The organism is Liquorilactobacillus ghanensis DSM 18630, assembly GCF_001435235.1.
GTDB lineage: Bacteria > Bacillota > Bacilli > Lactobacillales > Lactobacillaceae > Liquorilactobacillus > Liquorilactobacillus ghanensis.
Genome location: NZ_AZGB01000018.1, coordinates 192,553 through 206,226 on the forward strand (window position 1 = coordinate 192,553; position 13,674 = coordinate 206,226).

Here is a 13,674-nt window from a genome sequence, read left to right on the forward strand (position 1 = left end):
ACTAGAATTTCTACTCAATATCGATTTTTTAGAGCTACAAACAAATATACCAAGATAAAAACAAACCAAGCACCCACCAAAAAATATTACCAGTTCTGCTCCAAAGTCGTGATGTGAGCCCTTAAAGTTGGACAACTATATTTAAACTGTTTTCTAAATGGTGAGTTCCTGGTACTTTACTGAGGACTTTCCGTTCAGTTTTGTTTTAATACGATGTTTGTTATAGAAACTGATCATCCTCAAATACACGTCTGGAATGACTTTTGGCATAATAATACATACTACGTAGAATTTTAGTGATCTATAGTTCAATTGCCAACGCCAGATTTTTTAACTAATGATAATAAACTCTTTCCTGCAAATACTCAGCAACTATTTTAGTACAAAATTCTAAATCAAATCTGGGCATAGTAATTTTCCAAGGTTGATTTAGTGTCCAACTTTCCGGAGCACTTTATCGATTAAAAATACTTGGTAATTTTTTAGTTTCTTTGTTTCAAAAAAAACACCTGGAATTTACTGAAAAGTTCCAAGTGCTTTTTTTATAAAATTAATTTATTTTACTCTAGATTTTTCAGGACGCCAGAAACCAAGTATAACACCAGCAATTATTGCACCAATTACAACTGCAATAATGTAACCAAATGGATTAGTTGCTAATGGAGTTACCCATAAGCCACCATGCGGTGCTGGAACGCTTACATGCCACCACTGAGTTAAACCACCAGCAACAGCTGAACCTAAAATACATGAAACTATAACATGTAATGGGTCAGCAGTTGCAAACGGAATTGCGCCTTCAGTAATGAATGAGAAACCTAATACCCAGTTAGTAATCCCAGCCTTACGTTCATCATCCGTAAATTTCTTCGGCCAGAAAGCAGTTGCGATCGCAGTCGCAAACGGTGGTACCATACCACCTGCCATAACAGCCGCCATCAAATCACCGTTTTTAGTTGAAGTAAAGGCAGCAACAGCAAATACGTACGCTGCTTTGTTGAAAGGACCACCCATATCAATCGACATCATACCGCCAAGAATTACACCTAATAAGACAGCATTGCCTGTTCCCATATGGTTCAAGAAAATAGTTACCCATGTATTAATAACTGAGAAAATTGGGTTAACAATGAAGAACATAATCAAAGCAACCAACAGTAAACCAAAAATCGGATAAAGAAGCATTGGTTTCATGCCTTCCAATGATTTTGGCAGCTTTGCAAAAATCTTCTTCAAGAAGATCGTTAAATAACCTGCAATAAAGCCGGCAGCAATCCCGCCAAGAAATCCAGCTGAACTTTTAGCCCCCGTCATTACATTAGCAACATAAACACCGCCAAAAGATCCGCTATATACGGTCGCCATAAAGCCACCAACAAACCCAGGCATCAACGCCGGACGATCACCAATCGATTCAGCAATGTAACCTGCTAAAACCGGAATCATGAAAGCAAAAGCTAAGTTACCAGCATTGTTCAAGAAAATAAACGGTAATGATTTTGCACCACCAAAATATTGCTCAATAACAAAAGATAAGGCCATTAAAATACCACCGCCGACAACAAATGGCAGCATATGCGAAATACCGTTCATTAAATCTTTGTAAATTTCTCCCCAAGCACTACCATTCGCACTAGTATCTTCAGTGGTACTTTCACCTGCAGCTGCATGATAAACCGGAGCATTACCCTTAACTGCTTCATTAATTAACTGCTCAGCTTTTTTAATTCCATCAACTACCGGACGGTTAACTAATGGTTTGCCATCAAAACGAGTCATTTCAACTTTTTTATCAGCTGCAACAATAACACCAACTGCTCGTTTAATTTCATCAGCCGTTAATTGATGTTTAACTCCTTCTGAACCGTTAGTTTCAACTTTGATATCAACACCCATTGCTTCGGCTGTTTTTTTCAACGACTCTTCAGCCATATAGGTATGTGCAATTCCTGTCGGGCAAGCCGTAACAGCAACTACATATGGTTTATTATCAACTTTAACAGTTGTCTGCTTTGCCTTTTTGGCAGCATCTGCCTTTTCTTTGGCCTCTTTTTGCGCTTGGGCATCAGCAAATAATTGATGAACTTCATCTGGTGTTTGTGCTTTCTTCAAAGCTGCCACCAATTTAGGATCAATCAATAAACTTGAAAGAGCTGCTAAAGCCTGTAAATGAGTATTATTTGCGCCTTCTGGAGCGGCAATCATGAAGAACAGATGAACCGGATTCCCATCCAAAGCATCATAATCGATTCCCTTAGCACTTTTAGCAAACATTACAGTTGCTCGCTTTACCGCCTTATCTTTAGCGTGCGGCATAGCAATTCCATCACCAATTCCTGTAGTTGATTGTGCTTCTCGAGCTATAATATCTTTTTTATAGAGTTCTTCATCATCAATTACACCAGCTTGATGATACTGGTGAACCATTTCATCGATTGCTTCTTTTTTAGTTGAAGCTTTCATGTCCATAATCATTGCATCTTTTAACAACAATTCACGAATATCCATTGAAAACACTTCCTTTAATCTTTAAACTTTTTTATTTTGATCTGCGGCAAAATCTCATTAATTTTGGCACGATCAGCTAAATCTTCCGAAAAGGCAGTAGCACTGCCGCAAGCTAACCCATAGCGGAAACTTTCAACTGGATCATGAGTTGCTGCAAAAGTTCCAACAAAACCGCCGATCATTGAGTCACCGGCACCAACCGAATTAATAACCTTGCCTTTGGGAGCCGGACTGAAATAGACCTCGTCTGGAGTGATCAAGAGTCCACCATCCCCAGCCATTGAAATCAAAACATGTTTTGCTCCCATTACTAATAATTTGCGACCATATTTTACAATATCAGCTAAACCATCTAACTTAACATTGAACAATTCAGCTAATTCATGATGATTAGGTTTAACAACTAGCGGATGTTCCTTGAGCGTCCGCAATAAGCTTTCACCGGTTGTATCGATTACAAACCCTGCCCCATGTTCGCGAATAATTTTAATTAATTCAAAATAAAAATCAGTCGTCAAACTAGGAACCAAGCTACCAGAAAGAATAACAACATCTTCCGCTGTTAAGTGATCAAACTGCTGTTTAAACTCAGCTATTTCTGTATCAGTTAATTGCGGTCCTTGACCATTGATCTCGGTTTCATTTTGCGCCTTGATCTTAACATTGATCCGTGTATCAGCTGCTACGTGAGTAAAATTAGTCGTCAACGCCTTTTCTTTCAACGCCTTTTCTACAAACTCACCGGTAAATCCGCCGACAAAACCTAAAGCCACATTTTTATGACCCAGTTCTTTCAGAATGCGCGAAACATTGATTCCTTTACCTCCGGGAAGTTTAGTATCGTAAGACATCCGATTAACTTCACCCAGCGTTAATTCTGGTAATTGTACGATATAATCAATTGAAGGATTGACCGTTACCGTGTAAATCATAGTGAAACCTCCTGAATATTTGTTTGCTTGCTGTATTCGCTGAAAACTGACCGCGGCAATTTATTCGTAATAATTGTAGCTTCTGCTAAATCTGCCACCTTAACAAAAGAAACCTGTGAAAATTTTGAATCATCTGCCAAAACATAAGTTTGATTTCCTTGCAGACTAGCTGTTGTTTTAACTGCAGCTTCATCCGGATCAGGAGTTGTAAATCCACATTTTATATGAATACCGTTCATTCCTAAAAATACTTTATCAAAACGATATTTAAGCAACTCTCTAACAGTTTGTACCCCTACAATTGCCTTAGTAGTATTTTTCAACTCACCACCGATCAAAATAGTTCGAATATTTCGATCTGCCAGCGTAGAGGCATGTACTACCCCGTTGGTAACAACCGTTAAATGATAATCAGCCTTTAAATATTGGATCATCGCCAGTGTTGACGTTCCAGCATCCAGATAGATTACATCTTCCTTTTTCACCAATTCAGCTGCTTGTTTAGCGATTAACTTTTTCTGCTGGATATTTTCCAGTGATTTACCAGTCATATCCGGTTCTTGTTGAAGTGAATGTTTAACCTTCGCTCCCCCATGAACCCGCAGTAAAGTACCCTGCTGTTCTAATAATTGTAAATCCCTCCGAGCTGAAGACTCAGAGCAATTAGTTAATTCGCAAATTTCCTGCAACTTTAAAATATTTTTTTCCTTTAAAGCTGTTAAAATCATTTGGCGTCGTTCCTCTGCAAGCACTTACAAAAGCCTCCTTAAGTATCTTATCATGCTGTTATCTAAAAATCAATCATAATCAGTCAAAAATAGTCATGTTTTTGCAAATAAATGAATTAATTTGGCGTTTTCTGACCTGTGGTTTCATACTATCTCATATTTTACCCGAATATTTATAGCCAATCAAGAAAATAAGGAATTAAAGCTGTCAAAAAACACTTCATAATCAGTCAGCAAAAGTCAAAAACTGTAATTTCAAATCAAAAAACAGAGCTTAGAACAATTTTCCTCTGTTCCACGCTCTGTTAGTTTAACATAAAAGATTTACAACCATCTAGTTGAACTTTAATCAATTCTAATTTTTAAAACTATGAATTGGGGCCGGAATTGAACCACCACGGTTGATCATCGTTGCTGAAGAAGCTGGATTAACTGCCATAACAGGTGCATAACCCATCAAACCGCCAAATTCAACCATTTCACCAACTTTTTTGCCTTTAACCGGTAAAACTCTGACCGCTGTCGTCTTATTATTAATCATTCCAATAGCCGCTTCATCAGCAATCATTGCCGCAATTGTTTCAGCTGGTGTATCTCCTGGAATCGGGATCATATCCAATCCGACTGAACAAACGGCTGTCATTGCTTCCAGTTTTTCGATATTTAACGAACCGGCTTCAACTGCTGAAATCATTCCAGCATCTTCTGATACCGGAATAAAAGCACCAGATAGACCACCGACTCGACTGCATGCCATAATTCCACCTTTTTTGACTGCATCGTTCAATAAAGCCAAAGCAGCAGTAGTACCATGAGTGCCGACCTTAGCTAAACCAATTTCTTCTAATATTTGAGCTACTGAATCACCAACTGCCGGAGTTGGTGCTAAGGATAAATCAACGATTCCAAAAGGAACTCCCAGACGTTTTGAAGCGATCGTCCCAACTAATTGACCCATTCTTGTGACTTTAAATGCTGTTTTTTTAATAGTTTCAGCCACCACATTTAAAGACTCACCTTTAACTTTTTCCAGCGCATGTTTAACCACACCGGGTCCACTAACACCGACACTGACGACCGCGTCACCTTCTCCAACTCCATGAAAGGCTCCAGCCATAAACGGATTATCTTCAACTGCATTACAAAAAACCACCAATTTTGTGTTTGCCGTTGTCGAACGTTCAGCAGCAGCTTTAACGATTCGACCCATTTCAGCAACCGCATCCATGTTAATTCCACTGCGTGTTGAACCAACATTGACCGATGAACAAACTAGATCAGTTTCAGCCAGCACCTGTGGCAATGAAGCGATCAGACGTCGATCACCACTTTGGTATCCCTTTTGAACCAATGCTGAAAAGCCACCAATAAAATTAACACCAACTGCCTTGGCAGCCCGATCTAATGTTTGGGCATATTTAAAGTAGTTTTGATCTGAACTAGCTGCCGCAATTAATGCAATTGGAGTTACCGAGATTCGTTTATTAATAATCGGTATCCCATATTCAGCTTCAATTTGTTCACCAACTTTAACCAAGTTAGCCGCTTTGGTAGTGATTTTCTGATAAATCCGTTCGCATGCCCGATCGCTATCACTATCAATACAATCAAGCAGAGAAATTCCCATTGTAATCGTCCGAATATCTAATTTCTCATCGGAAATCATATGAATTGTTTCTAAAATTTTATTTGTTTCCATCTAACGGCTCCTCTTACAATTGATGCATCGCATGATAAATTTCTTCACGTCTGATCTTGATTTCAACCCCCAACGTTTTACCCAGATCAGCTAACTTTTGAGCTAGATCGGTAAAATCGGTCTGAGATCCCTGGATTTCAACCATCATCATCATTGTAAAATATCCATCCATAATTGTTTGAGAAACATCCAAAATATTAATTTCTTTTTTCGCTAAAAACTGACTCACACCGGCAATGATTCCAACTTGGTCTTTCCCGATTGTAGTTAGAATTGCTTTCATTAGAGCTACCTCCATTATTACGTTAAATTAGTTTTCAGTATAGCTTTTCACGAATTATATGGCAATCCGCTTAAGAAAACTTTTAGACTATCTAATTAATCATCCTTATTATAACAGCTTTTTATACCTCTAACGGAAAAATATTTTTTTATCAGCCTGAATGATAAGTTACTTTTTTTGATAGTTGTTCAGGATTTGCTAGTTCTTTGCTTGAATTTTTCAGTTTAACTACGTAAAATGAGTAGTGATACGTTAATTTTAGGAAGCAGGTTCACTCAATGATCAAACAACTTAGTCAACAAAAACGAGCAGTGGTAACTGCTGTTTTATTAGTCGCCTCTTTTTTATCCCTTACCAGTCAAACAATGATGGTAACCGCTCTGCCCGTCATTCAGCAAGAGATGCATGTTCCCTTGACTCAAGCTCAGTGGCTGACAACTGGCTACATTTTAATTATCGGAATCATCACTCCGCTTTCGTCTAACTTATATGAGAAGTTTACTAACCGGCAATTATTTTTATCAACTACTGGCTTATTTATTATTGGAACCTTTTTGGGAAGTATTGCTCATTCATTTGCAATCTTACTAATGGCTCGAATTCTACAGGCTGTTGCTGGCGGAATTATCATGTCATTTCAAATGACTACGTTAGTTGTTATCTTCCCTCCGGATAAACGCGGCACCATCTTAGGAATGTCCGGTTTAGTAGTTGCTTCTGGTCCTGCGTTGGGACCAACGATTTCTGGTTTAATCCTTGATTTCTTCAATTGGCATTATTTGTTTATTTTAGTTCTGCCACTATTTATTATTTTATGGATAGTCGGTTTAATTACTTTTCCTAATTTCTCTCAACCTAAGCCCTTAAAAATTGATATGGTGTCCGTCTTTTTGCTATTAATCGGCTCAAGTTCAGCCTTAGCCAGTTTAACCTTATTTGAACAAGGATTTTTAATTGGATTAGCTGCTTTATTAATCGGCTCTGGTTTACTTTATATTTTCGGGAAACGCCAATTGCAATTAAAACAGCCTTTATTGCGAATTGAAATAGCTAAATTGCCTTCATTTTCATTAATGACGCTAGTCGGCATGCTGGCATTTATGGTTTTAATTGGTACTGAGCAAATTATCCCGATTTTTGTCGAAAAAGTAGTGGGCCTTAATAGTATGCAAGCCGGATTAATTTTACTTCCCGGTGCATTAGCTAATGCTGTTTTTGCTGCTTGGGCAGGTCGCTACTATGATGCTCACGGTGCCAAACGCTTAATTTTATGCGGTATCAGTTTAATGGTACTGGCAGCCATTCCGTTATTGTTTATGACTAAAACTACCCCCATCTGGTTGATCGTTATAGCATACATGATCCGAATGATTGGTAATTCTTGTGTATTTTCACCAGCCATGTCGGAAGCTTTTGTTGATATTGCTCCGGCAAATATCAGTCACGCCACTGCTTTGAATAATGCTTTACGGCAAGTCGCCGGCTCAGTTTCGACAACTTTAATGGTCGTCTTGGCTGACATTCCTGCATCACTTACTCAAGGTGTTCACTGGTCTATTTTATTTACATTTGGACTACTCTTTATCATGGCATTGACCTTTAAATATTATCTCAAACAAAAATCAGCTTAAACCTTGCTGAACTGAATAACTAATTCAAGCTAAAGATTTAAACTGCTAAAATTTATATTTTAATGTAAGAATGACAACAATTACTAGTTCTTTCAAAGAAAATAGCTTATTCTAATACTTCTTGGTCATGATAAACAAATCTGATTTCCGGAAATTCTCGTGCTCCATCTTTACCTGCCATAAATTTCAAAGCTTCTTGTCTAATTTGTGGTAAATTAATTCCTTGCGCTTTGGCAGCAAAAATACAACCACAGTAGCATTGACGATAAACATCATATTCATGACACATTTCAACCGAACGATGATAACCGTTATTTTTTTTAAAGTCACTAGGCAAATATTGTGTAGCATAGAAATTTTGAACTTCGATTCCGACACTATTAATTACCTGAGAGTTTTTATGTGGACTAATGGTTAAAGTACTGCCAAAATAATCAAAACCCAGTTCAACTGCCTTAGCAGCTACCAAATCAAGCCGATAAGTAAAACAAGCCCGACAGCGTTTACCGCCTTCGGGTTCTTTTTCTAGACCGCGAACATTTTCAAAATATGCTTGCGGCTGATAAGGTGCGGCAATGAATTTAACTTGGTTTCCCGTTCGTTGATTAAAATCATGAATAAACTTTTGTTGAACATATTCGCGCCGTTGGTATTCTGCTCGCGGATGAATATTTGAATTAGCATAATAGATCGTTACATCTGCATATTTTGTTAGATATTCCAAGGTATACGTACTACACGGTGCACAGCAGCTATGCAGCATTATTTTAGGTCGCTGATTATTAATCTGCCAATTTTTAATCATTTTTTGCAAAATTTTATCATAGTTTATTTTTTGATTAGGATTCATTTTATCCAAAAATTCATGCAAATCAATCATTCTTACTACTCGTCCTCTCAGATTTTCTGTTGTTAAGTATATACCTGCCGGCGGCTGCTAGCAATTATTGATCTACGGCAATAATTTTTTCAACTACTGGTAATAGTTGCTGAGCCAACAATTGCCCTCCCGTTTTGTTGAGATGAAGATGGTCACCCAAATCATAAGTAGCAACTAATTGGTTTTTATCAACCACTGCTGTAGCTGTGCTGGCAAAAATTCCTGTGTGCTGAGCTAAGTGCCAGTTGATTTTTTGCCTAGTCGCTAAAGCTTGATCATATGCCATTGAATGGTGAACCTGACCATGACTTAGTTTAAATGGCAATAAATCACTGAAGATCAGCTGACTGTTATTAACTTCAACTAACTTATACAACTGCTCAACATGAGCCATAAATTGTGGTGCCATTACTTGTTGACTTAACGCTTGTTGGCTAATTAATGGCAACATTAAGTCATTTCCACCAGCAAAACAAATTACCACTGCTGGATGATGCTGGTGTAAAAGTTTTGGCAATCTTGTCTGCAGACTTGGGCCAAAAGTTTGATATAACGGTTGATCTTGTGGTGCATCCCATATTAATCGGTTGCCGGAAATACCCGAATTTAAAATCGTTAATTGTTTTGGATATTTAGCATACAGCATCTTGGTCAGACTATCTGAAATCAACCCCATTTCAGTCAAAGAATCACCAGTAAATTCAATTATTTTAGCACTTGTGCCGCTTAAAATGTCGACTTGTGCTAAACTAAACCAACCACGGCGAGCATTAAAAGTTGTTCTGAGTGTCGGCAAATGATCACAGCGACGAACTAAGCTGGTATTAGTTAATTCGGTATTGTAGGTACTTGCAAAATCGCAATATGTTTGCTTGAAACTGCTGCTGATTCGAAAATACAATTTTTGTCCTGAATGAACCGGTAATTGACAAGGATCACTACTAATTATTTGTCCGACTGGGATTTTAAATACTTGACTGTTGTGAAAAATCAATGGCTGTTTCACATGAAACAATGGATCAAGGCCAACCTCGATTCGATCAAAAATCAAAGGCTGTCGGCCAAACTGATTGGTTAATGTTATCCGTAGTTCCCCACCATTTAAGTTGCTAGTCACTTGGATAATTTCAGTCAATTCTGGTAATGTTACCGGTAAAGAACTGAAATCGTTAATTTGGTGATACCAAGCTATTTGCCAGTGCATCTTTTTTAACGTCCTCCCTTTACATAAAAAATGCAGCAAAGTCTGCACTTCACTGCATTTTTTTAATCTGCCAGTAACTCAATAACCTTTTGCCGTGGGATTCCTTGGAAATAACTGTTTAAATCAGCTTCATTTAATATCCGGGCAATCTCAGCTTCATTATACGCAATTCCCTGTAATTTAATTTCTAGTTCATGAACATCGTTTGTTCCAAAGAAATCGCCAAAAAATCTGATAGTCTTTATATGACCCTTTTCGACCAAAATTCGGGCATCAATCGTTCCGCTATCAAAATGCCGCCGCTTTTGAACTGTAAATTTAGGTGATTGCCCATAGACCCAATCCCAGTTATTGTAATATTGCTGCTGTAGTGCAGCAATTTGCTGTTCATCCGCTGAAGTCAATTGGTACTCTTGCTTCTTGGCAGCCGTTAAATTATCAACTCCCAGTAATTTCATAATCAGCAAATCACGAAATTCTTCCGTTGTTATTCCTCGATACTCCTCCGCTAAATATGGCCGCAAATTTGTTACTCGGCTTCGAACTGATTTAATACCCTTAGATTCGATTTTATCTTGTGGAACCTGCAAAGCCTTCGCAACTTCAGCGGTATCAACATCAAGCATCAAAGTTCCATGAGAAAAGGTTTTTCCCCCACGAGTATACATCGCATTTCCTGAAAATTTCTTACCATCGACCACAATGTCATTTCGGCCGGTAACCTCAGCTCCAGTGACTCCCATCTCATGCAGTGCATTAACGATTGGTGCCACCATCGTTTTAAAATCACCAAATTGATGACTATTAGCATCAACAATAAAACTAAAACACAAATTGCCCAAGTCTTGGTACATTGCACCTCCACCTGATAACCGTCGCGTAACAGTTACTTGATGTTCGCGACAATATTTTTGATCGATTTCTTCAATTGTGTTTTGGTTTCGACCAACAATCACACATGGTTTTTCAATGTAAAACAAAACCATCGGTAGCTTGATTTTATCATTGTTCATCAAATACTGTTCAGTCGCCAAATTTTGTCGAATATCATAACTACGCATTGCCAAATACTGCACTTTATCACGCCCTCTTACCAGTTTTTTTTAAATATTGATTGGTAATTTCAAACCAACATCAGCAGCATCCATGACCGCTTCGCTAATACTTGGATGCGGATGAATGGTCAAAGCAATATCTTCAACCGTCGTGCCGGTTTCTACCGCTAATGTCAATTCGGTAATCAAATCACTAGCATTTGGTCCAACAATTTGCGCGCCTAACAGCTGATGACTATCTTTCTCAAACACTAAACGAATAAACCCATCAGTACTGTTCATAGAAATTGCCCGGCCGTTAGCAGCAAACGGGAATTGAGCTTTTTCTGGTTGCAGGCCCTGTTCTTTAGCTTCAGCCATTGTCAGACCTGTTGTCGCAATTTCGCTATCAGTATAGCAAACTGCCGGCATAGCGCGATAATCAATTACTGCCTTCGAACCTGAAATTGCTTCAGCTGCGACCTTGCCTTCATAGCTTGCTTTATGAGCCAATGCTGCTCCCGGAACAATATCGCCAATTGCATAAATGTTATTTACGCTGGTTCTTCCTTGAGCATCAACTTTGATCAGCCCTCGTTGATCAATATCAATTCCAACATGTTCTAAACCCATATCTGCTGTATTAGCCCGGCGACCAACACAAACAATGCAATAATCAGCTTGCAACTGCTTTTCTTCACCAGCAACTTCAAAGGTAATCTTGACCCCATCAGCTGTTTGTTCTGCTTTTCTTGCCATTGCTTTAGTATAAATATCAACTTTTTGTTTACTGAAATGATGTTCAACAACTGAAACCAAATCACGTTCATAATTCGCCAGAATTCGGTCAGTACCTTCTAAAATTGAAACGTGGGCTCCCAAATTAGCATAAACAGAAGCCAATTCGCAGCCGATATATCCGCCACCGACCACGATTAAATCTTTGGGAACTTCTTGTAAACTCAAGGCTCCGGTCGAGTCTAAAACTCGTTTTTCAAATTTGAAATTTGGAATTTCAATGGGATGACTGCCAGTTGCCAAAATCAAGTTATTAAAAGTGTAAGTCTGAGCTGAATCGTCTTTAATCACTCGTAAGCTATGATCATCTTTCAAAAAAGCACTGCCCCAGATAACATCAATTTTATGCTTTTTAAAAAGGCTGGCCACTCCACCAGTTAACTTATTAACTACACTTTCTTGTTTCCAAGTCTGAGTCTGTTTAAAATCAAGTGTTGCGGCGGTAATTCGTAATCCCATTTCCGCCGAATTCATAGCTTTTTGATAACGATGAGCAGCTTCAATCAAAGCTTTTGATGGAATACAGCCGACATTCAAACAAACGCCACCAATAAATTCACGTTCAATTACTGTAACTTTTTGACCTTTTTCTGCCGCCCGAATAGCTGCTACATATCCACCAGGGCCGGCGCCAATTACGACTGTATCTAAATCAATTGCGAAATCTCCTACAACCATTTTCTGCTCACCCTTCCATTAATAATAACTCTGGATCCGACAATAATTCCTTGAAACGATTCATAGCCCGTTGAGCAGTTGCACCATCAATTACTCGATGATCAAATGACAATGACAGTTTCATGACATAAGCCAACTGTACTTGATCAGCAACTGCAACCGGCTCTTTAGTGATTCGACCCAAGCCAAGAATTGCGACTTCTGGCCAATTGATTACCGGTGTAAAGAAACCACCACCAATTGAACCAATATTAGTGATCGACATCCCTGTATGTTTCATGTCCTCACTGCCTAATTTGCCATCTTTAGCTTTCTGAGTATTTGCACTGATTTCGCGTGCAATATCAAACAGGCTCAACTGATCAGCATGCTTAATATTAGGCACAAACAATCCACGATCAGTATCAGTTGCTACACCCACATTAATATATTCACGATGAACAATCTCTTGACTATCCATATCAACTTGTGAATTAAAAATTGGATATTCTTTCATAACCAAACTTAAAGCTTTTACGACATAAGCTAAGAAAGTCAGATGAACTCCCTTATCGGCTGCTAATTGCTTGTACTTCTTTCGATGATCCCACAGTTTATCGACAATTGCTTCATCAAAGACCGTTACATGTGGAATTTGCTGTTTACTGCGAATCATTGCTTTAGCAGTAGCCTTTCGAATTCCTGACATTTTTTCACGAGTTTCCGGCCAAGCTTCACTAGTCGGCGGTAATGATGGTGCCGCTGCTTGGGTCGTATCAGCTGCTTGATCTGCTTGGACAACACCATTTTGCAAGAATTGATCAACATCAGCTTTGGTAATCTGCCCATGATTGCCAGTGCCACTCAATTTTGTTAGATCAACTGCCTTTTCACGTGCATAAGCTCTCACTGCTGGCATAGCTAATACCGGTAAACTAGTATCACGAGGTTGCAAAGTTGGTTTAGTAACCGCTGGCTCAGTTTCTGGTTTTGCGGCTGCTGTTGAAGCTGTGCTGGTTTCCGTTTCTGGTGCTGTTGCCGTAGTTGCTGCCGCTGCTGGTACTTCTCCGGCCACTTCAAATTCAACTAAAACTTGTCCGACTTCTGCTGTTTCGCCTTCATCTACTAAAATCTGCTTAATTGTTCCCGAAACCGGTGCCGGAATTTCTTCGACTGATTTATCATTTTCAATTTCTAATAAGTCATCATCTTCTTTTAACTGATCGCCTGGTTTAACGTACCATTTAGCAATCGTTCCTTCTGAAATTCCTTCACCAATATCTGGTAATTTGAATTGATATGTGCTCATCTGATCTGCCT

11 protein-coding genes are annotated in these 13,674 nt (G+C 38.7%); 1 reads left to right on the plus strand and 10 read right to left on the minus strand.

The window, feature by feature from the left end; genetic code table 11:
* Positions 1-555: 555 nt before the first annotated feature.
* The 5 genes from FC89_RS08350 to FC89_RS08370 form a co-directional block, all read right to left on the minus strand.
* The gene (locus FC89_RS08350; RefSeq protein WP_057872101.1) at positions 556-2,508 is read right to left on the minus strand and encodes a PTS fructose transporter subunit IIABC; all 1,953 of its coding nucleotides are present in this window, start codon (positions 2,506-2,508) and stop codon (positions 556-558) included.
* Between the two features lie 14 nt (positions 2,509-2,522).
* A complete protein-coding gene (gene pfkB / locus FC89_RS08355) occupies positions 2,523-3,440 on the minus strand; it encodes a 1-phosphofructokinase (RefSeq protein ID WP_057872102.1) in 918 nt (305 codons plus the stop codon).
* Entirely contained in the window at positions 3,437-4,192 is a 756-nt protein-coding gene (locus FC89_RS08360) for a DeoR/GlpR family DNA-binding transcription regulator (protein WP_057872103.1), read from the minus strand. The genes pfkB and FC89_RS08360 overlap by 4 nt, the downstream gene beginning before the upstream one ends.
* Positions 4,193-4,523: 331 nt before the next feature.
* Positions 4,524-5,867, minus strand: a complete 1,344-nt coding sequence (locus FC89_RS08365) for a PFL family protein (RefSeq protein ID WP_057872104.1) — start codon at positions 5,865-5,867, stop codon at positions 4,524-4,526.
* A 13-nt stretch (positions 5,868-5,880) separates the two neighbouring features.
* Positions 5,881-6,150, minus strand: a complete 270-nt coding sequence (locus FC89_RS08370) for an ACT domain-containing protein (protein WP_057872105.1) — start codon at positions 6,148-6,150, stop codon at positions 5,881-5,883.
* A 278-nt stretch (positions 6,151-6,428) separates the two neighbouring features.
* On the opposite strand from FC89_RS08370, the gene FC89_RS08375 reads away from it, so the two are divergent.
* On the plus strand, positions 6,429-7,781 hold the full coding sequence (locus FC89_RS08375; RefSeq protein ID WP_057872106.1) for a DHA2 family efflux MFS transporter permease subunit: 1,353 nt from the start codon (positions 6,429-6,431) through the stop codon (positions 7,779-7,781).
* Positions 7,782-7,887: 106 nt separating this feature from the next.
* On the opposite strand, the gene FC89_RS08380 is transcribed toward FC89_RS08375, so the two are convergent.
* The 5 genes from FC89_RS08380 to FC89_RS08400 form a co-directional block, all read right to left on the minus strand.
* A complete protein-coding gene (locus FC89_RS08380) occupies positions 7,888-8,661 on the minus strand; it encodes an epoxyqueuosine reductase QueH (RefSeq protein WP_057872107.1) in 774 nt (257 codons plus the stop codon).
* 64 nt (positions 8,662-8,725) lie between these two features.
* Entirely contained in the window at positions 8,726-9,865 is a 1,140-nt protein-coding gene (locus tag FC89_RS08385; RefSeq protein ID WP_057872108.1) for an SGNH/GDSL hydrolase family protein, read from the minus strand.
* Positions 9,866-9,927: 62 nt separating this feature from the next.
* Complete coding sequence (locus FC89_RS08390; protein WP_057872109.1) at positions 9,928-10,941, minus strand: lipoate--protein ligase; 1,014 nt, start codon at positions 10,939-10,941, stop codon at positions 9,928-9,930.
* Between the two features lie 27 nt (positions 10,942-10,968).
* The gene (gene lpdA, locus FC89_RS08395) at positions 10,969-12,375 is read right to left on the minus strand and encodes a dihydrolipoyl dehydrogenase (protein WP_057872110.1); all 1,407 of its coding nucleotides are present in this window, start codon (positions 12,373-12,375) and stop codon (positions 10,969-10,971) included.
* A 7-nt stretch (positions 12,376-12,382) separates the two neighbouring features.
* A complete protein-coding gene (locus tag FC89_RS08400) occupies positions 12,383-13,663 on the minus strand; it encodes a dihydrolipoamide acetyltransferase family protein (protein ID WP_057872111.1) in 1,281 nt (426 codons plus the stop codon).
* Between the last annotated feature and the right edge of the window lie 11 nt (positions 13,664-13,674).